Source organism: Micromonospora sp. SH-82 (assembly GCF_051132485.1).
Lineage (GTDB): Bacteria > Actinomycetota > Actinomycetes > Mycobacteriales > Micromonosporaceae > Micromonospora.
Genome location: NZ_CP148049.1, coordinates 546,591 through 567,260, shown reverse-complemented (window position 1 = coordinate 567,260; position 20,670 = coordinate 546,591). Strand labels below are relative to the sequence as shown.

The window sequence follows — 20,670 nt, the reverse complement described above, 5'->3', positions numbered from 1 at the left end:
CAGTGGACCCCGGGTGAGCACAGGGGACGGGGTCCGCGCTTGCCCGGCACACGGATGCGGCCGGACCAGGTCATCACCCGGGGCACCCCACCGCGAACCTCGACGAGGGTTGCCGGCCAGCAAACCGGGGCTTGACGCTGGCGCTCGTGACCCGGGTTCAGCATAGCGCCCATGAATGCGCCACGCCGGTGCGGCCGTGGGTGGCTACGCTGACCGCATGTCCGTCACCCCGCCCGACGGGTCTGCACCGTCGTCGTCCAACCCGCCCGGCGGGCCGTACCCGGGCTATCCGCCGTCCCGGCCCACCGAGGGCTCGGCTCCGGCGCCCGGTCACTCTGCGCCCGGTCACCCCGCGCCCGGTTTTCCTGCGCCCGGTTCTTCCACGCCCGGCGGGAACGACTCGGTGCCCCGGCGGCGTCTGGGGCTACGGCGTTTCCTGGTCCTGGCCGGGGTCGTCCTGCTGATCGCCGCCTGTGCGCTGTTCATGGTGATCCAACTCGGGTCCAGCCTCGGCGCCGAGGCGCTGTTGATCGGGCTGGCGGCCGCCATCCTGCCGGTCCCGGTCCTGGTCGGCGCCTTCCTCTGGCTGGACCGGTACGAGCCGGAGCCGCTGAAGTACCTGGTCTTCTGCTTCGCCTGGGGGGCCTTCGTCTCGACCGCCGCCTCCCTGACCGTCAACGAGACGATGGCCGGTCTCTTTGAGCGGTGGGAGATGCCGGCGGCGCTCACCGCCGTGCTCGTCGCCCCGTTCATCGAGGAGCTGACGAAGGCGCTCGGGCCGATCCTGCTGTTGATCTTCCGTCGCCGGGAGTGGTCCGGGATCACCGACGGACTCGTCTACTGTGGCCTCTCCGCGGTCGGCTTCGCGATGGTGGAGAACATCCTCTACCTGGGCGGGTACGGCTACGCCACCGGCGTCAACGAGTACGGCCCGGCCACCGGCGCGCAGCAGGTCATCGCCATCTTCATCGTCCGGATCCTGCTCTTCGGCTTCGCCCACCCGCTGTTCACCTCGATGGCCGGGATCGGGCTGGGCATCGCGGCCCGTACCGCCGATCGTCGGGTCCGGTTCCTGGCCCCGGCGGCCGGTCTCCTGCTGGCGATGATGCTGCACGGCGCCTGGAACCTGCTGCCCACCCTGGGGCAGGCACTCGGCCAGCCGGTGATCGCGCTCTTCGGTTTCGTCAGCGTGATGTTCCCGATCTTCTTCGCCATGGTCGGCCTGGCGATCTGGGTCCGGGCCTGGGAGGGTCGGCTCACCGAGCGGACCCTGCCCGAGTACGTCAGGGCGGGCTGGCTCACCCCGCCCGAGGTGGCGGCGCTGGGCAGCCTGGGTCGCCGGCACGCCGCCCGGACCTGGGCCCGACGGGTCGCGGGGGACAGCGGAGCGCGGGCCATGCGCGGGTACCAGTTCGCGGCCACCCGCCTGGCGTTGCTGCGCGACGGGATGCGCCGGGGGCTCGACCGTAAGCCGGCCGACCAGGAGCGGACCGCCCGTGAGGAGCGGGAGCTGCTCGACTCGATCGCCCGGTACCGGTCCCACTTCGTCGGTCGGGACCCGCAGGTGCCGGTGGGTGTCTGGAACGGGCAGCGGTACCTGCTCCGGTTCCCGGACGGAGCGGAGCGGGAGGTCGACGCCCCGGGCGAGCCGGTGGTGCCGATCCCGGTGGTACTGACCCCACCCGGCCCGCCTCCCGGCTACGGCCAGCCCCACGGATACGGTCCCCACTCCGGCCACGGTCCCTATCCGGGCCACGGTCCCTACCCGGGTTACGGTCCACCGCCCGGCTACGGTCCACCTTCCGGCCACGGCCGGTATCCCGGCCACGGTCCGCAGTCCGGTCCGTATCCGGGCCACGGTCCGGAGTCCTGTCGGCCGGGGTCACCGCCGCCCGACCCCTGGTCGCAGTGACGACACCGAGCCGGTCCCGGTCGCACCGGGGCCGGCTCAGGTCATCAGGCCGGTGAGGAAGTCGCCGAGTCCCTGGGCCATCGCCACCAGCGCGGCCCCGATCGCCTTGAACATCTCCGCCGCAGCGTCCGGGCGGAAGGCCAGAAAGTAGATCAGGAACGCGAGGAGGCTCCAGGCCAGCACCTTCTTCACGACTACCGGCATTCGTCCCTCCCCAGGACCAGGCGGATGAGCCTGGCTTCCCACGAAGGAGGGACGCAAACAGCCGAACGTCACAGGTACAGGCCCGTGGAGTTCTCCTCGATCCGCTCGGCGGCCACGGCGTGCACGTCCCGCTCCCGCAGCAGCACGTAACCCCGACCGTGCAGCTCTACCTCGGAGCGGTCGTCCGGGTCGAAGAGCACCCGGTCGCCGGAGACGATCGAGCGGACGTGGGGGCCGACGCCGACCGCCGTGGCCCAGGCGAGCCGCTTGCCCACGGCTGCCGTCGCGGGGATCACGATTCCGGCGGTGGAGCGGCGTTCACCGTCGCTGCCCTCCATCCGTACCAGCACCCGGTCGTGCAGGAGTCGGATGGGCAGGCCGGCGTCGAGGTTCTGGTCCGCTGTCACGTCGCAGACGGTACCGTGCCGCCCGACAGGTGGCCTGAGGGGTTGCGCCGAGCTCACCCTGGGCACAGGGTGGTGCAACTACCGTACGGTTGCTGCTGGCGGGCGTACCTTTCTGCATGTCCCGCCAAGGTCAGCGGCCGGTTCTCACGCCAGGAGGTGCGCTTGAGCCGCTTCGAGCGGGTACGCGAACGGCTGCGTCGCGCTTACGAGTCGGGTAAGGCTTCGGTGCGCGCGGGTCGTACCCGCTCACCTGACCTGCCCGGGGAGGCCGAGATCGCCGAGCCGACGTCGCCGGGGCCGGTGGCTCCGCCGACCGCGACGGTGGTCAGTGCACCCCCGGAACCGCCGACGCTGCACACCACCGCGAGCCGGGACGACTCGGACGTCCCGCACGCCCTACGGATCGCCGCCGCCTGGTCCTGGCGACTCATCGTGGTCGGGGTCGTCGCCTGGGCGCTGCTCGGGATCGTCGGCCGGGTCAAGATCGTGATCGTCCCGCTGGTGATCGCGCTGCTCTTCTCGGCGCTGCTCGCCCCGGCCGTCGGGTGGCTGCTGCGGGCCCGGTTCCCCCGGTCGCTGGCGACCGCGGTGGTGCTGGTCGGCGGCCTGGCCGCAGTGGTGGGCACGCTGACCCTGGTGGTGAACGAGTTCATCAAGGGCGTTCCGGAGCTGAGCGCGCGGTCGTCGGAGGGGGTCCGGCAGATCCAGGACTGGCTCCGGACCGGGCCGCTGCACCTGTCTGACAACCAACTCAACCAGTACATCGACGAGGGCACCCGGTGGGTCAACGAGAACACCAGCTCGTTGACGAGCGGTGCGCTCGCCACCGCCGCCACCGTGGCCGAGGTGCTGACCGGCGCGCTGCTGGCGATCTTCGCCACCTTCTTCTTCCTGCGCGACGGCAACCGGATCTGGCGTTTCCTGGTCCGGCTGCTGCCGGTGGCCGCCCGGTGGAAGGTCGACGACGCCGGGCGGGCCTCCTGGGAGACGCTCGGTGCCTACGTCCGGGCCACCATCCTGGTGGCGTTCATCGACGCGGTCGGTATCGGCATCTTCCTGGTGGCCTTCGACATCCCGTTCGCCTTCCCGCTGATCGCCCTGGTCTTCCTGGGCGCGTTCATCCCGATCGTCGGGGCGACCCTGTCCGGGGCGGTGGCTGTGCTCGTCGCGCTGGTCGACAGCGGGCCGGTCACCGCGCTGATCATCCTCGCCGCGGTGATCGGGGTGCAGCAGATCGAGGGGAACGTCCTCCAGCCGTTGATCATGGGTCGGGCGGTGGCCATCCACCCCCTCGCCGTGGTCATCGGGGTCGCCGCCGGTGTGGTCCTCGCCGGCATCACCGGTGCCGTGATCGCGGTGCCGGTGATCGCGGTGATCAACACCGCAGTCCGTCGACTCGCCGCCCGCCGGGTCCCGGACACCCCGCCGGACGCCGTGGTGGTGGCCGCCAAGGCCCCCTGACCCACCGACCCAAGCCCGGGCGGGCGTCCGGTCAGCTCTTCGCGAGCCGTTCGAGCGCCCCCCGGGCCACCTCCGACCGGGTGGTGTACCAGAACGGCGGCAGGGACCGACGCAGGAACGGGCCGTAACCCCGGGCCGTCTCCAGCCGGGAGTCGAGCACCGCGACCACCCCCTTGTCGCCGGTCGCCCGGATCAGCCGACCCACCCCCTGGGCCAGCCGGATCGCCGCGATCGGGACGCTCACCGCGGCGAAACCCGACCCGCCGGAGGAGTCCACGGCCGCCGCCCGGGCCGCCGCGAGCGGCTCGTCGGGGCGAGGGAACGGCAGCCTGTCGATCACCACCAGCTGGCAGGAGTCACCGGGCACGTCCACCCCCTGCCAGAGGGACATCACCCCGAACAGACAGCTGGAACGCTCCTCACGGAACCGACGGACCAGCAACGGCAGCGCCTCCTCGCCCTGCAACAGCACCGGCAGGTCGGTCCGCGCCCGGACCAGCTCCGCCGCCTGCTGGGCGGCCCGTCGGGAGGAGAACAGCCCGAGGGTACGCCCACCGAGCGCCTGCACCAGCGTCAGCAACTCCTCCCCGGCGGCGTCGGGCAGCCCCGAGGCGCTGGGCCGGGGCAGGTGCGCGGCGACGTACAGGATGCCCTGGCGGGCGTAGTCGAAGGGGGAACCGACGTCCAGCGAACGCCAACCGTCCCCCTCGGTCGCCGGTTCGACCGGGGTGGGGGCGGCGGTACGCCGATCGGTGGCGCGGGCCTGCGCGTCGGCGGCCGGCGACGGCGGGGTCACCGGGGGAGCCTCCAGCCCCAGGGCCCGGGCCACCGTGTCGAACCGCCCGCCCAACGTCAGGGTGGCCGAGGTGGCGACCACCGTACGCTCCTCGTACAGGTGGGTGGCGAGGGTTCCGGCGACGGAGAGCGGTGCGACCACCAGCGCCCGTCGGCTGCCCTGCTCGTGCTTCTCCACCCAGGCCACGTCGTGGTCGGCCTCCTCCAGGAGCCGCTGGCTGGTCTTGGAGAGGTCGTCGAGGACCGCCTTGACCTGCTGCTTGCGGACCGGGTCGGGGTCGTCGGACTTGACGTCGCCGAGCGCGTCGAGGGCGGCCCGGGTGGCCGAGTCGAGCACCGTGCACGCCTCCCGCAGGACCGTCGGCAGCCCCCCGGTCAACCGGCCGGCCCCGGTCTCGCCCAACCCGACGGCGAGGGCGTCACCCGCCTCGGTGAGCGCCTCCGCGACCTCCGGCTTGAGCAGCGGTCGGGCCCGTCGGGCCGACCTGTCGATCAGGTCCGGGGTCAGTTCGGCCTGGGCCGCCGAGGAGACCCGGTCGGCCAACTCGTGGGCCTCGTCGACGATCAGCAGCTTGTGCGGCGGGACGATGTGCCGTCCGGCCAGCATGTCGACGGCGAGGAGGCTGTGGTTGGTGACCACGATGTCGGCCTCCCGGGCGCGGGCGCGGGACGCCTCGGCGAAGCACTCGTCCCCGAACGGACACCGTGACGCCCCGACACACTCCCGGGCGGGCATCGACGCCAGCCGCCAGGCCTGGTCGTCCACGCCCGGGTCCAGCTCGTCACGGTCCCCGGTGTCGGTCTCCATCGCCCAGTCCCGCAGCCGCTGGATCTGTTTGCCGAGTCGACCGGCCTCACCGAGCCACTTCGTCCCGCCCGCCGGGCGCGGGTCGTCGAAGAGGGTGTCGCCCGGCTCGTCCTCGCTGGAGTTGTCGAGGCGGGCCAGGCAGAGGTAGTGGTGGCGGCCCTTCAGCACGGCGAAGGTCGGCCGCCGACCCAGCAGCGGGGTGACCGCGTCGGCGAGCCGGGGCAGGTCGTGCTCGACGAGCTGGGACTGCAACGCCAGGGTGGCGGTGGAGACCACCACCGGACCGTCCACGGTCAACGCGGGAGCCAGGTAGCCGAGGGACTTCCCGGTGCCGGTGCCGGCCTGCACCAGGAGGTGTTCCCGGGAGGCGATGCTCGCCGAGATCGCCTCGGTCATCTGCTGCTGGCCCGGTCGGGCCGCCCCACCCGGCACCGCCTCCACCGCGGCGGTGAGCAGGTCGACCCCGCTCGGCCGGGAGCCCCGGCGGCGACCGCTGCGGCTCGTCGAAGCGGGGGAACTCGCGGCGGCGGAGGCGGGACGGGACGCGGTCACCGTGGCACCGTACCCGCTGCCGCCGACACCGACAGTGGCCCAGGCGGGGCGTGGCGGGTCACCGTACGGCATCTTCGCGTCAAGTGTCCGGTTGTTTGCGCCAAGCGACGCGTAAGGGGTTTTCGACTAGGGTGGGGACTCATGCCCAGTGACGTGGTCCGTGTGATCTACCGCAAGTTCGACGGCGGCATCCACCGTGACTACCCAGCCCGCCGACTGGCCGAGGACGACCTCGGCGTCTGGGTGGGAGTGACCGAAGGCACCGAGTCGGTCTACCACGGTCGTCCCTCGGTCGAGCAGATCCCCTTCGTCCTGCTGGTGCCGCACCACGCCTGGTGGACCTGCATGTTCAACCCGCCGCCGCGCACCAGCGAGGTCTACTGCGACATCGCCGCCCCGGCCCGGTGGGAGTCCGACCACACTGTGCACCTGGTCGACCTGGACCTCGACGTGGTGCGGCGACGGACCACCGGTCTGGTCGAGCTGCTCGACGAGGACGAGTTCGCCGAGCACCGGGCCCGCTGGGGTTATCCCGACGACCTGGTGACCGAGGCCCAGGCGGCCTCCCGGTGGCTGTACGGGGCGCTCGGTGACGGCACCGAGCCGTTCGCCACCGCGTACCGGAAGTGGCTCGCCCTGGTGGTCTGAGGACCCGGCGGCCCCGCGACCGCCGCCCAGGGCAGGGGCGAGGCCGCCCGTCTCGGTCGCCGAGGTCGACCCGATGGGTGATGATCGCGAGATGACCACACCCTCCGAGATCCTCGCCCCGACCGGGGCCGACCTGCGGGAACTGCTGCGGGTGGCGCCCGGCGGCACCCCGGTCGACCTCGCCGCGATCGACCCGCGCTCCACCCCGGGACTGCCCGGTGTCGCCGCCACCGGACCGGACCGTAAGGGCTGGGCCCGGTCCCAGGTACGGCTGATCGGGGCCGAGCTGGCCCGGCAGCAGGAGATGCTCTTCGCCGCGGCCCGGACCGCCGAGCCGGTCGGGTCCCGGCGGATCCTGATGGTGCTCCAGGCCATGGACTGCGGCGGCAAGGACGGCACCATCAAACGGGTCGCCGGGGCGATGAACCCGCTGGGCCTGCATATCCGGTCCTTCGGTGCGCCCACCGCCGAGGAGCTGCGCCACCACTTCCTGTGGCGGATCCGCCGCGCCCTGCCTGCGGCCGGGTACCTCGGGGTGTTCAACCGTTCGCACTACGAGGACGTCCTGATCGCGCGGGTCGACTCGCTCGTCGACGAGGCGACCTGGCAGGGCCGGTACGACGAGATCAACGCCTTCGAACGGGAACTCGCCGACGACGGCGTGACAGTGGTGAAGGTGATGTTGCACATCTCTCACGCCGAGCAGGGCGCCCGGCTCCTGTCCCGGCTGACCGATCCGCGTAAGCACTGGAAGTACCAGCCCGCCGACATCGACGCCCGTGCCCGCTGGGACGACTACCAGGCCGCGTACGAGGAGGCGTTGAGCCGGTGCGGCACGGACGCCGCGCCGTGGTTCGTGGTGCCGGCCGACCGCAAGTGGTACCGGGACTGGGCGGTGGCCCATCTGCTCCGGGAGACCTTCGCCGACCTGCGGTTGGAGTACCCGGCCGCGACCTTCGACGTGGCGGGGGAGCGGCAGCGACTGGTGCGCCTGCTGGGACAGGACAGATGAACGACAGGTGAACGAGCAGTGAATGTCGTCTGACCAGGGGTGGGCCGGCGAAACCGGGAATCCGAAGGCTCCTAGCATTCCCAGGGCGGGCACCCCAGCGGGTCGCCGGCCACCCCTACGATCGACACGACGAGGCCTGCTGTGAAGTTTTCCTTCCGCCCGAACGAGGGTGCCTTCTACGAGCTCTTCACCAGGGCTGCGCAGAACCTGGTACGGGGAACCGAGCTGCTCAACGAGCTTGCGCTGCCCGGCGTCGAGGTGCAATCGGTCAGCGAGCGGCTGACCGAGGTCGAGCACGACAGCGACCAGATCACCCACGAGCTGTACAAGAAGATCAACTCTACCTTCATCACCCCCTTCGACCGCGAGGACATCTACCGCCTCGGGTCGCTGCTGGACGACGTGATGGACCACCTGGAGGCGGTCGGAAACCTGCTCTACCTGTACGGGCTCACCAAGCTGCCCTCGCTCCCCCGGGAGATGCACGAACTGGTCAACGTCCTCGACCAGCAGGCCCGGCTGACCGCCGAGGCGATGCCCCGGCTCAAGGGGCTCAAGGACCTGGAGGACTACTGGATCGAGTGCAACCGGCTCGAGAACGAGGGCGACCAGGCGTACCGGATGCTCCTGGTCCGGCTCTTCTCCGGTGAGTACGACGCCCTGACCGTGCTGAAGATGAAGGAGGTCGCCGACGAGCTGGAGGCCGCCTGCGACGCCTTCGAGCACGTGGCGAACACCGTCGAGACCATCGCGGTCAAGGAGTCCTGAGCCCAGTGAGTCCCGAACTCATCGCCGTGCTGGCGGTGATCGGGGTGGCCCTGGTGTTCGACTACACCAACGGCTTCCACGACGCCGCCAACGCGATCGCGACAAGCATCTCCACCCGCGCCCTGACCCCCCGGGTCGCGCTGGGCATGGCCGCCATCGGCAACTTCATCGGCGCCCACTTCGGCGCCGAGGTGGCCAAGACCGTCGGTAGCGGCCTGGTCAGTCTCCCCACCGGGCGGGCCAGCCTGGCCATCGTCTTCGCCGGGGTCATCGGCGCCATCGTCTGGAACCTGATCACCTGGTACTTCGGACTGCCGTCGTCCTCGTCGCACGCCCTGATCGGGGGCCTGGTCGGCTCGACCATCGCGGCCTCCGGCACGGTGCTCTGGAACGGCATCGGCGAGAGCGTGATCATCCCGATGGTGCTCTCCCCGATGATCGGTTTCATCCTCGGGTACATCGCGATGATCGCCGTGCAGTGGATCTTCCGCAACGGGCACCCGGGCAAGCTCAACCGGGGTTTCCGGTGGGCGCAGACCGCCTCCGCCGCCGCCATGTCGGTCGGCCACGGCATGCAGGACGCCGCCAAGACCATCGGCATCGTGGTGCTCGCCCTCTTCGTCGGCGGATACCAGGACGACCCCGGCTTCATCCCCGAGTGGGCGTTCTGGACCTCGGCGGCGGTGCTGGCCGCCGGCACGTACGCAGGTGGGTGGCGGATCATCCGTACCCTCGGTCGGAAGATCATCGACCTGCGACCCCCGGAGGGCTTCGCCGCGGAGACCGTCGCCAGCGGCGTGCTCTACTTCAACGCCCTGGTCCTCGGTGCCCCGATCTCCACCACCCACACCATCACGTCGGCCATCATGGGGGTCGGCGCGACCAAGCGGCTCTCCGCCGTCCGGTGGGGCGTGGCCGGCAACATCATCGGCGCCTGGATCCTCACCTTCCCCGCCGCCGGCAGCATCGGCGCCCTCATGTACTACCTGGTCCGCCCCCTCTTCGCGTAGGGATCCCCGGAAGGAGGGGCCGCTGACGAGGCACCGGCCCTTCCTTCCGTCCGGCGGTCAGCGGTACGAGACGCCGATCTGGGCGCGGACCGCGTCCAGCAGGCCCATCACCTCAAGGGTCGCCGAGTGCGGCACGAGAGGGCTCTCGGTCAGCCCTTCGGCGAGGCACCGCTGCACCTCGATCGCCTCGTCCTGGTACCCCGACCCGACGTGCTCGGCGACGATCGTCTCCGGCTCCGCACCGGCCCGGTGCACGGTCACGGTGCCCGGCCGGAAGAACGGGTCGGCGAGTTCGATCCGACCGGTGGTGCCCCCGATGACCGCCCGGATCGGGGTCTGCCCGAGGATTCCGCAGCTCAGGGTGGCCACCGCCCCGCTGTCGTAGCCGAAGACGATGCCGGTGTTCTCGTCCACCCCCTCCGGGCTGATCTTCGCCCAGGACCGGACGTGCTCCGGGACGCCGAGCAGCAGGTGCGCCAGGCTCACCGGGTAGACCCCCAGGTCGAGCAGGGCCCCGCCGCCGAGCGCCTTGGCCCGCATCCGGCTCTCCGGGGGGAACGGCCCGGCGATCCCGAAGTCGGCCTGCACTGTGGTGAGCGCCCCGATCGCGCCGTCGGCGACCAGGTCGCACACCTGGCGTACGACCGGGTTGCACCGCATCCACATGGCCTCCATGAGGAAGATCCCCCGGGAGCGGGCGGTCTCGACGAGTTCCGTGCTGTCGGCGAGGTCCAGGGTGAACGGCTTCTCCACCAGCACCGCCCGACCGGCGTCGAGGCAGGTCATCGTCGCCTCGTGGTGAGCCGAGTGCGGAGTGGCGACGTACACCACGTCCAGGTCGTCGTCGGCGGCCAGGTCGGCCCAGGAGCCGTACGCCCGCTCGACGCCGTGCCGTGCCGCGAACGCCTCGGCGGACGCGGCGGTACGCGACCCGACGGCGACGAGTTCGGCCCCCGGGACCAGCGAGAGGTCGGCGGCGAACTGGGCGGCGATGTTTCCGGTGGCGAGAATCCCCCAACGTGTCATGTCAGCACGCTAGCCCAGCTCACGGAAGCGCTCCCAGCCCTCGTCCCGCTCCGAACCGGTTTCGTCCCTGCCGCCGCGCCGCTCCGTCCGCTGACGGAAGGAACATCTCTCCGACGCTGTGGAGCTGCCCCAGGTATGGGACGGTCGGGGGTCGATGGAGCTGGGGGCGGTCGGAGACCGATGGGGTTACCCGGCTGTGGGATCGGTCAGCGACTGTGGAGCTGCCCCGCCTGTGGGACCGGTCAGGGACCCGGTGGGTGTGCCCCGTTCGTGCGGGCAGCTCCACAGCGGGATCGAGCACCACCCGCCGGTCGGCTGCGGCCGCTCCGATCCCACGATCGGGAACTAGGCTCACGACATGAGCACCGAGCCCGACCGCTCCGCCGCTCCGCCGACCGGAAGCCCCGCCACCCCGACACGTCCGGGGAGCCTCCCCACCCCGGCACCGAGGCAGCACGCTGCCGCCCCGGCATCCCGGGGTTTCGCCGCCCCGGCCCGGTTGGTGGAGCAGGCCCGTCGGTTCCGGGACGAGGGTGGCACCCCGGCCGTCCCCCGGGTCGCCGCGACGGTGTTGCTGCTGCGTCCGGCCGACATCGGGTACGAGGTGTATCTGATCCGCCGGGTCGCCGCGATGACCTTCGGCGGGATGTACGCCTTCCCCGGCGGTGGCGTCGATCCGTCCGACTCCCAGACCCTCCCCGGTTGGGCCGGACCCACCCCCGACCAGTGGAGCCGTCGACTCGCCCTGCCGGAGGAGGCCGCCCGAGCGGTGGTCTGCGCCGCCGCCCGGGAGGTCTTCGAGGAGGCCGGGGTCCTCCTCGCCGGCCCGGCCCCGGTGGCCGGGGACACCCTGTCGACAGTGGCCGGGGAGGCCGCGTCGGCAGTCGTCGAGAACACTGCGTCGGCAGTCGTCGGGGACGTCAGTGGGGACGACTGGGAGGCCGACCGGGTCGCAATGGAACAGCGCCGTCTCGGGTTCGCCGAGTTCCTGCGCGGGCGGGAGCTGACCCTCCGCTCCGATCTGCTGCTGCCGTGGAGCCGGTGGGTGACCCCGGAGTTCGAGCCGCGCCGCTTCGACACGTACTTCTTCGTCGCCCTGCTGCCGGACGGGCAGCGGACCCGGGACGTCTCCGGCGAGGCCGACCACTCGCTCTGGCTTCCCCCGGCCGACGCGGTCGACCGGGCCGAGGGCGGGGAGTTGACGATGCTTCCTCCGACCCGGGTCACCCTCGCCGAGGTGGCTGCGGCCTCCGACCTGACCGACGTGGTACGCCTCGCCGCCGACCGCGATCCCGTCACCCCGGTCATGCCCTGCCTGGTCGACCTGGACGGCGAGACTCCGCGTTTTCTGCTGAACGGGGAGCCCTGATCCCGAATCCCGCTGTCCTCGCTGTCTGCCGTGCCGCCCACGGCTCCTACCTCGTCTGGAGCGCTGCTGGGCGATAACGACACGTTTGTTGATAATTTCATAGAGCGAGGAATAGGCCTTGAACGGCTTGCGATCCTTGCGAATTGAAAGCATGCTGACGGCCATGGCAGCCAACGCGCGGGTCATGGACGAGCAGACGATTCTGCCCGACGAGACCAGGAGTGCAGAGGTCGTGGACCTGCTTGAGGTCCTGCGCGCTCGTGGTCGGCAGGTGCCGCAGGCGCGAGCACGCCTGGTGAGTGCGGACGGCTCCACATCGAAGGAGCTTCCCGACGGCCTGCACGACATCCTGGTCAACGCGTTGGAAGCCCTGGCCAGCGGCTATGCCATCACCATCGCTCCACACCACACGACCCTCACCACCCAGCAGGCCGCAGACATGCTCGGGGTCTCCCGGCCGACGCTCACCAAACTGCTCGACGAGGGCAAGATCCCCTTCGATCGGCCCAATAGTCACCGCCGGATCAAGCTCGCCGACATCTTGGAGTATCAGCAGGATCGGCAGCAGGCGCGGCGGCGGCTCTTGCAGCGCATGACGGAGGAGAGCCTGGAGATGGGGCTCTACGAGCTTTCGGCAGATGACCTTGAGCAAGGTTTCGGAAACCAAAAGTGAATCCAAGGGTTTCATCAGGTTTCCGGCCTGCCTAAGCTGGCTCTGTGCCCTTCTCCGCCCTTCTCGATGCGAACGTCCTGTTTCCGAACGCACTCCGAGACACCCTGTTGCGAGTTGCCGAAGAGGACCTTTACCGTCCGCTCTGGAGTAGGACATCCTCGTCGAGACTCGTCGGGCGATCTTGCGCGTGCGTCCGGACGTCGAGCCTCGGCGGCTCGATGCACTCTTTGAAGACATGAACAGGGCTTTCGGCGACGCTCTGGTCGCGGGGTATCAGCCCCTTGTCGAAGGCATGACGAATGACCCCGGTGACCGCCACGTTCTGGCTGCTGCTGTGGTAGGGCGAGCGGATGTCATCGTGACGAACAACCTGAAACATTTTCCAGTGGGGGCGGTCGCACCTTTGGGCATCGAAGTTCTGACGTCTACCGCTGGAGTCGACTCACCGCGTACCCAAACCGTAGGGATCGATCTCGTCGTGCTGCCCCCTCCTCGGAACTGATCGTCGTCGGTGCCCGTCGAGCAACTGTTCGTTCGTGGCCCGACGGGGTCGAGAGTTGTGGCGACGTCAGGAGAGGGTTTTGCGGGTTTGCTGTGCGGGTGCCGAAGCGATGTTCGGTGGCCGTTTGGCGCTGCCCTCAGCGGGAGGTCGGCCCAGTTCGGCGCTATTGGAGCCCGGTGATGGGTTGTTCTCACGTCCTTGCCACCCGGAACTCATCGAGGCGTACGACGCTGTCTCCGCCGTCGCGGACGGTGACGGTGAACCACCTTCAGGCTCTGCTACAGGTGCCGCGCCGGACATGACGGGGATGTTCGTCCGCATGTAGTCGTTCAGCCACTTCTTCTGGTCGTCGAGAAGGGCGGGTGTGTGGCTGATCCGAAAAAGTGAGCGGCGCAGGTCTGCACCGTTGTGGTTGAGGTCTCTCATGCTGGCGGCCAGATCCTCTGTGTACTTGGTGATGACGTCGAGGGTTTCGACGATGCTCTCCACCTCTGTCGCCTGCCGCTTGGCATCGTCGGGCAGCGCTTCGAAGGCGCGCCTGTTCTCCCGTGTCAGAGAGTCCGACAGGCGTTTCAGGTTGTGTTGGAGCCGCTTGTCTGAGTCGGACGACTCTTCCGCTGGCCCTACGGCCCTGTCGTCTGTCACTGCCGCCTCCTCCTCGACCGACCGTGATCCGGTAAGTCGCACTACGTGAGCCGATGGAGGCCGGTTCACGTGATCTTCGACGACCTGGCACGACCGAGTCGACAGGAGCTGAGGTTGCAGCGGGGGATCGGGCACCCGCAGCGCTGATCGCCGCCCGGGACTGGGAGGACCGTCTACCCGGACTCGTCGGGTTCGGGTTGGGGGCGGTGCTCGGACGTCCACTGCTCGATGTCCTCAGTCCGCCAGATCCGGCCGGCCTTCAGGATCGCGGACGGCTCGGGGAAGTCGCGGCGCTTGCTGAGGACCTCCACCCACTGCCGGGACACGCCGAGGTACTCCGCGATCTCTGCGGTTCCCATCACGCGCAGCGGCTTTCGAGGCACCCTGCGACCTTCCCAGCCGCACTGTAGTCAACCCCCATAGTAGGGTTGACTACAAAGCGCAGAGCGTTCACGATGTTACGCAAGGTCGATGGAGGTGGGAGCGTGTAGGGCAGCGAGATTCGGCGGAAGGCCCTGGGCGGACTGTCTACCCGGACTCGTCGGTCAATGTGCTGGCGGGGCGCTCTCCTTGACGTACACCCCGGCGCCAGGCAGCGACTCGGTGAGCCCGTTCATCTTCAGGATCAGGAAGACGCGGTCGGCCACGAAGCTTGAGACCTCGTACTCCGCGCAGAGCTCGGCGCGACTGGGCAGGCGAGCCCCGGGCGGGAACTCGCCGGACTCGATCCGGCGAGTCATGTCCTCGGCGACGCGCTGGTAGGCGTACTGCGGTGGCACGAATGGTTCCTCTCACGGTCGGCAACTGAGAGTGAACCATCCATGGGCAGACCTTGACTAGCAATGGGTAGCCATGGCAGGTTGATGGCAGTCCTCACGGTCGGCAAACCAGCGAGGACGGACGGTAGGCGCTCCGGCTGTGAGAACGGTGTTCCGCGGCCGGAGCTGCCGAAGCCGAACGGGTACGTGATGGCACCGGTCGAAAGGCGGTTCTTGTGAGACATCTCTTCGTGCGGCTGTTCGGCCGTCGACTGGGGCGGCATCGACAGGCTGACGGGGCCGTGTACCGGGCTCGGAACTACGTGCCGTTGGTGCCGGCGCAGGTGCAGGGGTGGCGGTTCGGGCGTACCCCGTTAGGTCGGCGGGGGTTGGACCCTGACGACGTGCAGAACTTCCTCGATCGGATCGCTGTCGAGTTGACCGACGCGCGGGAGGCGGCCGAGCGTGCGCGGCAGGAGACCCGCCGGATCAAGGATGCACTGCGGCAGTGGCAGTCCGAGCAGGCCCGCGACCGCTACGCCCTCTACCGGTGAGCGGCGACGAGCCGGGGTCCTACGACGAGTTCGTGCGGGTCGCCGCACTGGCGATGGCTCGGCGGCACCGACCGGTCTGGTCGTGGCACCGGTGGCGAAGGGTCTGCCGGTGTGGCGCCGAGCTGCCCTGCCGAGCCCGGTGCCGGATGCCTGTCAACCGGGGTCGGTGGGCCGAGCATTCGGGTGGCGGGATTCCAGGGTGTCAGCGGCCCGGTGCCCAGGGGCGGTGGTGGCGTCGTGACCGTCGCTGAACTGCCGATCGGTCGCCGGGTAGCGCAGTGGCGGATCCGGCGGCGAATGACGCAGCAGATGCTCGCCGACCGGCTCGGCAAGTCCAAGAGTTGGGTGGACAAGGTCGAGCGCGGGGTGCATGCCCTCGACCGGTTCTCCGTCATCCAGGATCTCGCCGGGGTGCTCCGGGTGGACCCGGCGGTGCTGCTGGGCCGCGAGGCGGCCCCCCGTGCGCCTGCCACCAGGGTCGACGGGGTGGAGGCGGTGCGGGTCGCACTCGCCCGGTACGACTTCCCGTCGGGCGGACCCTGCCCGGGTTCGGCGTTTCCCCTCGTCGAACTGCGTCGACGGGTCGGGCATGCCTGGCTGACCTACCAGCATGCCCAGTATCCCCAGCTTCTGCGGCTCCTGCCGGAGCTGCTCGATGCCGCCCGACGTGCCCATCGGCAGCAGTCGGTGGGTGGGGCGGAACCGTTGGTCCAGGTGTACCGGGTCACCTCGGCGGTGCTGGTCAAGCTGGGTGCGGGGGAGTCGGCCTGGCTCGCCGCCGACCGGGCCGTGGCGGTGGCAGCCGGTGATCCACTGCTCACGGCCGTCGCGGCGCTGCCACTGGGTCCGGCGCTACGGGCCTTGGGGCGTCATCGGTCGGCGGTGACGGCGATGGTCACTGCTGCGCGCGCCGCACCCTCCGGTGCGTTGTCGGTGCAGGGGACCCTGCTGGTCCAAGCTGCCCTCGCTGCTGCGGGGTGCCGCGACCCAGGAGGTGTCCGAGTTCTGCTCGACCGGGCCGGCGAGATCGCCCGACGAGTCGGCGAGGGGCGCGACGAGGAGTGGACGAACTTCGGTCCCATCGTCGTCGGCCTGGCTCGGGTCGCTGCCGCAGTCGACCTCGGTGACGCGGGGGAGGCGGTGACCCGGCACGAGGAGGCGGTCGGCCTGGGGTGTTGGCGAGGGCTGCCCGCCGAGTGTCGGGCCGCGCACCTGATCGAGGCCGCGCGGGCGTACCTGCTGGTCGGTGACGTGACGACAGCCGGGCGAGCCCTGGTCGACGCCGACCGGATCGCGCCCGCCGAGGTCCGGTCGCGCCCGTTCGGGCGTACGGCGGTCGGCGAGGTCGTGCGGGGCGGACCCGCCACGGGGGCGTTCGCGCACCTGGCCACCACCCTCGGGGTCGCCTGACCGGTCCGTGCCGGTCCCGTCGGAGATCTTGGAAGATCGTGGCCCGCCGGAGGGCCATTCGCTGCCGACGTCGACGAGCGCCGCCGACGTGTGGACGAGCGCCGTCGACGTGGGCGAGTGCTGCCGACTTGTGGGTGAGTGCAGGGTCTGGCGGGAGGAAACGGCAACGTCTCGGTCGCGCTGCGTTCTGGATGTCCGTTTAGGCTGGACGGATGAGCCGGTACACGCACCTGGCGGACTTCGACCAGTTGGCCGGCATGCTGGCCGTCGCCGGGCGGGAACTCTGTCCGGTCATCCGGCGGGCCAGCACCGCCCTGCTGGACGCTGACGCCGAGGCCGGGCGGACGGTGCTGGTCGAGGTGGCCGCCGCCCGGGAGTTGCACGACCGGATCGAGGGGTGGGTCCCGGCGGTGCTGGCCCGGCGGCAGCCGGTCGCCTCCGACCTGCGACTGCTCGTTGCGGGGCTGCGGATGAACGGCGACATGCGCCGGATGGGGGCGCTCGCCGCGCACATCGCGAAGGTGGCAGTGGCCCGGTATCCCGACCCGGTGCTGCCCGCCCAGGTGCGCCCCACCTTCGTGGCGATGGCGGACGCGGCGGCCCGGCTGGCGGACAAGGCCGCCCTGGTGATGGCGACCCGGGACCGGGTCGACGCGCTCCAGACCGGGCTGGACGACGACGAGTTGGACGAGTTGCAGCGTTCGCTGTTCACCAAGCTCACCGACGACTGGCCGTACGGGGTGCAGGCCGCCGTCGACGTGGCGATGCTGGGGCGCTACTACGAACGCTTCGCCGACCACGCGGTCGGGGTGGGTCGACAGGTCGCCTACCTGGTCGTCGGCGTCCGCTGACCGCCGAGGTCGGCACCTCGGTCCGCCTGGGTCGTCACCCTTTGTCCGTCGAGGTCGGGACCGCCGTCCGTCGAGGTCGTCACCCCTGATCCGTGGCAATCTCATCTGTGAGAGCTGTTCACCTGCGGTTCACCAAGTGCCGGGAATCCGGCTACCTGCCCTCCCTAGCGTCGGGCTTGTCAGGTCGCCGATGGCCGGACAACCCCTAGAGAGAGGCAATTCTGAGGTGAACCGCAACGTGCTCTCCCGCCGCGTCCTCGCCGGCGTAGCGCTCACCGCGCTCGCGCTCACGGGCTGTGGCTCGAGCAGCGACAGCGACACCCCGGGCTCCGGCAACAACGCCGGTGGCGAATACTCCAGCCTTTCCGGTGAGCTGAAGGCCTCCGGTGCGAGCTTCCCCGACGCGTACTACCAGGAGGTCATCACGGCCTTCAAGGAAGTCGCCCCGAACGTCACCATCAACTACAACGCGACCGGCTCCGGTACAGGCAAGAAGCAGTTCGGCGAGGGCCTGACCGACTTCGCGGGCACCGACAGCCTGGTCAAGGACACCGACGGCCCGGCCGCCGGCAGCTACCTCTACGTGCCGACCGTCGCCGCGCCGATCACCGTCAGCTACAACCTCCAGGGCGTCGACAAGCTCCAGCTCAGCGCGGACACCCTCGCGAAGATCTTCCAGGCTGAGATCCGGAACTGGAACGACCCGGCCATCGCCGCCGACAACCCCGGCGTGACCCTGCCGGGCACCCCGATCACCGTCGCCCACCGGTCCGACGGCTCCGGCACCACCAGCAACTTCACCAAGTACCTCGCCGCCGCCGCCCCGAACACCTGGAAGCTCGGCAGCGGTGACACCGTGAACTGGCCGTCCAACACCCAGGGCGGCGAGAAGAACACCGGTGTGGCGCAGATCGTCAAGCAGGCCGACGGCGGCATCGGGTACGTCGACCTGAGCGACGCCGTTGCCAGCCAGCTCACCTTCGCCTCGATCAAGAACAAGGACGGCCAGTTCGTCGCCCCGTCGATCGAGGGGACCACCGCCGGTCTGGAGGGTGCCGAGGTCGCCGAGGACCTGAGCTACAACCCGCTCGACGCCGCCGGGGCCGACTCGTACCCGATCACCGCCCCGACCTTCCTGCTGGTCAAGACCTCCTACGACGACCCGGCCACCGCCGAGCTGGTCAAGGCGTTCGTCAAGTACATGCTCAACGACGGCCAGGACCTGGCCAAGGACGTCGACTTCGCGCCGCTGCCCGCGTCGCTGAAGGAGAAGGCGCTCGCCCAGATCGACAAGGTCCAGGGCTGATCAGGACCGAGATCGCGTAGGCGATGCCGGACGGGGGCGGGATCGACGATCCCGCCCCCACCGGGGTAGCCGGAGCCGCTGGAGACAAGGTGACCCTGACAGAGAACAAACCCGACAACCGACCCACGCTGGCCCCCCAGCGGGGTGGGCTGCTCGCCGACCGTGCCTTCTCGTGGTGGACCCTCGGCACCGGGCTGCTGGTGCTGGCGATCCTCGCCCTCATCCTGATCACCACAGTTCGGGAAGCCTGGCCGGCGTTCGTCGAGATGGGCTTCCGGTACGTCACCGAGAGCACCTGGGACCCGAACCCCGCCGAGGGGCCGGCCATCTTCGGGGCGCTCTCCTTCATGTACGGCACCGCTGTCACCTCGCTGATCGCGCTGATCATCGCCGTACCGGTCTCCATCGGCATCGCCCTGTTCATCACCGAACTCGCGCCGCGTCGGCTGCGCACCTCGGCGGTCACCGTGATCGACCTGCTCGCCGCCGTACCGTCGGTGGTCTTCGGGCTCTGGGGTGTCCTGGTGCTCGCCCCGGTGCTCGTCGACTTCTACCGGGGCGTGCACGGCGTCGTCGGCGGGATCCCGGTGGTCGGAAGCGTCTTCGGGGAGGCCGCCAGCGGCCGGAACTTCATGACCGCCGGCCTGATTCTGGCCATCATGGTCACCCCGATCATCACCTCCATCTGCCGTGAGGTCTTCGGCACCGTGCCGCAGGCGGACAAGGACGCCGCCCTGGCCCTGGGCGCCACCCGCTGGGAGATGATCCGGGGAGCGGTCTTCCCGCACAGCTTCGGCGGGATCACCGGCGCGGTGATGCTCGGTCTCGGCCGGGCCATGGGCGAGACCATCGCCGTCGCCCTGGTCGTCGGCGGTGCCACGAACATCTCCGCGAACGTCTTCGAGCCCGGCAACACCATGGCCGCCGTCATCGTGCAGCAGTTCGGCGAGTCGACGGGCACCTTCACCGCCGCCCTGATCGGGCTCGGCGTGGTGCTCTTCGCGATGACCGTGCTGATCAACCTGGCGGCGCAGCGAATCGTCCGCCGGGCCGAGGCCCGGATGAGGGGAGGGGTGGCGTGACCACCACCGCGACGCGACCCGCGCCCGAGCGGAGCACCGGCACCCCGCCGGACCTGAGCCGGGGTGCCCTGTCGATGCGACGGCGGGTGGTCAACCACGTCGCCGCCGGTGGCATCTACCTGGCCCTGGTCCTCGCGATCATTCCGCTGGGCCTGGTGATGTGGACCGTCCTGAGTCGGGGGGCCGGGGTGATGAGCCTGGACTTCCTCAACTCCGACATCCCCAACTCGTACCGCCGGGAGGGGCCGGGCATGGGTCCGGCGATCGTCGGCACCCTGCTGATCACCGGCATGGCCTCGCTGATGGCGATCCCTCTCGGCGTCTTCGGCGCGATCTACCTCAACGAGTACGGCAAGCAGAAGCCGCTGGCCCGGGTCATCCGGCTGATGGCCGACGTGATGACCGGCGTCCCGTCGATCGTGATGGGTCTGTTCATCTACATCTCCTGGGTCCTGGTGGTCGGCAAGTTCAGCGGCTTCGCCGGGTCCCTGGCGCTGGCCTGCCTGATGCTTCCGGTGGTGATCCGCAGCAGCGAGGAGATGCTCCGCCTGGTCCCGGACGAGCTGCGGCAGGCGAGCCTGGCGCTGGGGGCCCGCAAGTGGCGGACCATCCTGACCGTGGTCCTTCCGGCGGCGATCTCCGGCATCACCAGCGGTGCCCTGCTGGCGGTGGCCCGGGCGGCCGGCGAGACAGCGCCGATCGTCATCGTCACCGGCATCGTCTTCTCCACGAACACCAACCTCTTCGACGGCTCGAACACGGCGCTGCCGGCGCAGATCTTCCGCAACGCGAGCCAGCCGTTCATCGGTGCCCAGGATCGGGCCTGGGGGGCGGCGTTGACCCTGATCGTGATCGTGGTCCTCTTCACGATCGTCTCCCGAATCATCGCCAACCGCTTCGCCCTGAAGGAGCGCTGA

21 protein-coding genes and 1 riboswitch are annotated in these 20,670 nt (G+C 70.2%); of the genes, 14 read left to right on the top strand and 7 right to left on the bottom strand.

All coding sequences use genetic code 11. The features are described from left to right. Positions 1-30: 30 nt before the first annotated feature. A riboswitch (SAM riboswitch) is annotated at positions 31-152 on the bottom strand. 23 nt (positions 153-175) lie between these two features. Next, positions 176-1,912 (top strand): PrsW family intramembrane metalloprotease, encoded by a 1,737-nt coding sequence (locus WHN02_RS02625; RefSeq protein WP_434741890.1) that lies wholly within the window; start codon positions 176-178, stop codon positions 1,910-1,912. A 36-nt stretch (positions 1,913-1,948) separates the two neighbouring features. Here WHN02_RS02625 and WHN02_RS02620 read toward each other — a convergent pair whose 3' ends face one another. Both WHN02_RS02620 and WHN02_RS02615 read right to left on the bottom strand, forming a co-directional pair. Next, entirely contained in the window at positions 1,949-2,116 is a 168-nt protein-coding gene (locus WHN02_RS02620; RefSeq protein WP_434741889.1) for a hypothetical protein, read from the bottom strand. Between the two features lie 68 nt (positions 2,117-2,184). After that, the gene (locus tag WHN02_RS02615; protein WP_350894630.1) at positions 2,185-2,523 is read right to left on the bottom strand and encodes a GroES family chaperonin; all 339 of its coding nucleotides are present in this window, start codon (positions 2,521-2,523) and stop codon (positions 2,185-2,187) included. A gap of 156 nt (positions 2,524-2,679) precedes the next feature. Here WHN02_RS02615 and WHN02_RS02610 point away from each other — a divergent pair, with 156 nt between their 5' ends. Beyond that, positions 2,680-3,984 carry an AI-2E family transporter gene (locus WHN02_RS02610; RefSeq protein WP_434741888.1) on the top strand — a complete coding sequence of 435 codons (1,305 nt, stop codon included), beginning with the start codon at positions 2,680-2,682 and terminating at the stop codon, positions 3,982-3,984. A gap of 31 nt (positions 3,985-4,015) precedes the next feature. Here WHN02_RS02610 and WHN02_RS02605 read toward each other — a convergent pair whose 3' ends face one another. Beyond that, complete coding sequence (locus WHN02_RS02605; RefSeq protein ID WP_434741887.1) at positions 4,016-6,211, bottom strand: ATP-dependent DNA helicase; 2,196 nt, start codon at positions 6,209-6,211, stop codon at positions 4,016-4,018. A 69-nt stretch (positions 6,212-6,280) separates the two neighbouring features. On the opposite strand from WHN02_RS02605, the gene WHN02_RS02600 reads away from it, so the two are divergent. The 4 genes from WHN02_RS02600 to WHN02_RS02585 all read left to right on the top strand — a co-directional run bounded on the left by WHN02_RS02600 (position 6,281) and on the right by WHN02_RS02585 (position 9,577). Then, entirely contained in the window at positions 6,281-6,787 is a 507-nt protein-coding gene (locus WHN02_RS02600; RefSeq protein ID WP_434741886.1) for a DUF402 domain-containing protein, read from the top strand. Positions 6,788-6,878: 91 nt separating this feature from the next. Then, a complete protein-coding gene (locus tag WHN02_RS02595; protein WP_434741885.1) occupies positions 6,879-7,799 on the top strand; it encodes a PPK2 family polyphosphate kinase in 921 nt (306 codons plus the stop codon). Between the two features lie 141 nt (positions 7,800-7,940). Continuing rightward, positions 7,941-8,567 carry a DUF47 domain-containing protein gene (locus tag WHN02_RS02590; protein ID WP_350894625.1) on the top strand — a complete coding sequence of 209 codons (627 nt, stop codon included), beginning with the start codon at positions 7,941-7,943 and terminating at the stop codon, positions 8,565-8,567. 5 nt (positions 8,568-8,572) lie between these two features. Next, on the top strand, positions 8,573-9,577 hold the full coding sequence (locus WHN02_RS02585; RefSeq protein WP_434741884.1) for an inorganic phosphate transporter: 1,005 nt from the start codon (positions 8,573-8,575) through the stop codon (positions 9,575-9,577). Between the two features lie 57 nt (positions 9,578-9,634). Here WHN02_RS02585 and WHN02_RS02580 read toward each other — a convergent pair whose 3' ends face one another. Next, positions 9,635-10,603 carry a Gfo/Idh/MocA family protein gene (locus tag WHN02_RS02580; RefSeq protein WP_434741883.1) on the bottom strand — a complete coding sequence of 323 codons (969 nt, stop codon included), beginning with the start codon at positions 10,601-10,603 and terminating at the stop codon, positions 9,635-9,637. A gap of 502 nt (positions 10,604-11,105) precedes the next feature. Here WHN02_RS02580 and WHN02_RS02575 point away from each other — a divergent pair. Together WHN02_RS02575 and WHN02_RS02570 are read left to right on the top strand one after the other, a co-directional pair. Further along, positions 11,106-11,972, top strand: a complete 867-nt coding sequence (locus WHN02_RS02575; RefSeq protein WP_434743792.1) for an NUDIX hydrolase — start codon at positions 11,106-11,108, stop codon at positions 11,970-11,972. Between the two features lie 163 nt (positions 11,973-12,135). Next, on the top strand, positions 12,136-12,645 hold the full coding sequence (locus WHN02_RS02570; protein WP_434741882.1) for a helix-turn-helix domain-containing protein: 510 nt from the start codon (positions 12,136-12,138) through the stop codon (positions 12,643-12,645). Positions 12,646-13,213: 568 nt separating this feature from the next. Here WHN02_RS02570 and WHN02_RS02565 read toward each other — a convergent pair. The 3 genes from WHN02_RS02565 to WHN02_RS02555 all read right to left on the bottom strand — a co-directional run bounded on the left by WHN02_RS02565 (position 13,214) and on the right by WHN02_RS02555 (position 14,571). After that, the gene (locus WHN02_RS02565) at positions 13,214-13,792 is read right to left on the bottom strand and encodes a hypothetical protein (protein ID WP_434741881.1); all 579 of its coding nucleotides are present in this window, start codon (positions 13,790-13,792) and stop codon (positions 13,214-13,216) included. Positions 13,793-13,965: 173 nt separating this feature from the next. Then, positions 13,966-14,151: a helix-turn-helix transcriptional regulator gene (locus tag WHN02_RS02560; RefSeq protein ID WP_434741880.1), complete on the bottom strand. Its 186-nt coding sequence runs from the start codon at positions 14,149-14,151 to the stop codon at positions 13,966-13,968. 186 nt (positions 14,152-14,337) lie between these two features. Next, complete coding sequence (locus tag WHN02_RS02555) at positions 14,338-14,571, bottom strand: winged helix-turn-helix domain-containing protein (RefSeq protein WP_434741879.1); 234 nt, start codon at positions 14,569-14,571, stop codon at positions 14,338-14,340. 230 nt (positions 14,572-14,801) lie between these two features. Here WHN02_RS02555 and WHN02_RS02550 point away from each other — a divergent pair, with 230 nt between their 5' ends. The 6 genes from WHN02_RS02550 (at position 14,802) to pstA (ending at position 20,670) form a co-directional block, all read left to right on the top strand. Continuing rightward, on the top strand, positions 14,802-15,104 hold the full coding sequence (locus tag WHN02_RS02550) for a DivIVA domain-containing protein (protein WP_350894650.1): 303 nt from the start codon (positions 14,802-14,804) through the stop codon (positions 15,102-15,104). A 297-nt stretch (positions 15,105-15,401) separates the two neighbouring features. Next, entirely contained in the window at positions 15,402-16,514 is a 1,113-nt protein-coding gene (locus WHN02_RS02545) for a helix-turn-helix domain-containing protein (RefSeq protein ID WP_434741878.1), read from the top strand. 212 nt (positions 16,515-16,726) lie between these two features. Next, complete coding sequence (locus WHN02_RS02540; RefSeq protein WP_434741877.1) at positions 16,727-17,365, top strand: phosphate signaling complex PhoU family protein; 639 nt, start codon at positions 16,727-16,729, stop codon at positions 17,363-17,365. A 226-nt stretch (positions 17,366-17,591) separates the two neighbouring features. Then, positions 17,592-18,671 carry a phosphate ABC transporter substrate-binding protein PstS gene (gene pstS / locus WHN02_RS02535; RefSeq protein ID WP_434741876.1) on the top strand — a complete coding sequence of 360 codons (1,080 nt, stop codon included), beginning with the start codon at positions 17,592-17,594 and terminating at the stop codon, positions 18,669-18,671. Positions 18,672-18,760: 89 nt separating this feature from the next. Further along, positions 18,761-19,753, top strand: a complete 993-nt coding sequence (gene pstC, locus WHN02_RS02530; protein WP_434741875.1) for a phosphate ABC transporter permease subunit PstC — start codon at positions 18,761-18,763, stop codon at positions 19,751-19,753. After that, on the top strand, positions 19,750-20,670 hold the full coding sequence (gene pstA, locus WHN02_RS02525; RefSeq protein WP_434741874.1) for a phosphate ABC transporter permease PstA: 921 nt from the start codon (positions 19,750-19,752) through the stop codon (positions 20,668-20,670). Before pstC ends, pstA begins: the two co-directional genes overlap by 4 nt.

Bases quoted from the DNA above. Each gene is read 5' to 3' on its own strand.
- WHN02_RS02540 (WP_434741877.1), top strand. From the start codon at position 16,727: ATGAGCCGGTACACGCACCTGGCGGACTTCGACCAGTTGGCCGGCATG.
- WHN02_RS02580 (WP_434741883.1), bottom strand. From the start codon at position 10,603: ATGACACGTTGGGGGATTCTCGCCACCGGAAACATCGCCGCCCAGTTC.
- WHN02_RS02560 (WP_434741880.1), bottom strand. From the start codon at position 14,151: ATGGGAACCGCAGAGATCGCGGAGTACCTCGGCGTGTCCCGGCAGTGG.
- WHN02_RS02545 (WP_434741878.1), top strand. From the start codon at position 15,402: ATGACGCAGCAGATGCTCGCCGACCGGCTCGGCAAGTCCAAGAGTTGG.
- WHN02_RS02605 (WP_434741887.1), bottom strand. From the start codon at position 6,211: ATGCCGTACGGTGACCCGCCACGCCCCGCCTGGGCCACTGTCGGTGTC.
- WHN02_RS02595 (WP_434741885.1), top strand. From the start codon at position 6,879: ATGACCACACCCTCCGAGATCCTCGCCCCGACCGGGGCCGACCTGCGG.
- WHN02_RS02600 (WP_434741886.1), top strand. From the start codon at position 6,281: ATGCCCAGTGACGTGGTCCGTGTGATCTACCGCAAGTTCGACGGCGGC.
- WHN02_RS02620 (WP_434741889.1), bottom strand. From the start codon at position 2,116: ATGCCGGTAGTCGTGAAGAAGGTGCTGGCCTGGAGCCTCCTCGCGTTC.
- WHN02_RS02570 (WP_434741882.1), top strand. From the start codon at position 12,136: ATGGCAGCCAACGCGCGGGTCATGGACGAGCAGACGATTCTGCCCGAC.
- WHN02_RS02625 (WP_434741890.1), top strand. From the start codon at position 176: ATGCGCCACGCCGGTGCGGCCGTGGGTGGCTACGCTGACCGCATGTCC.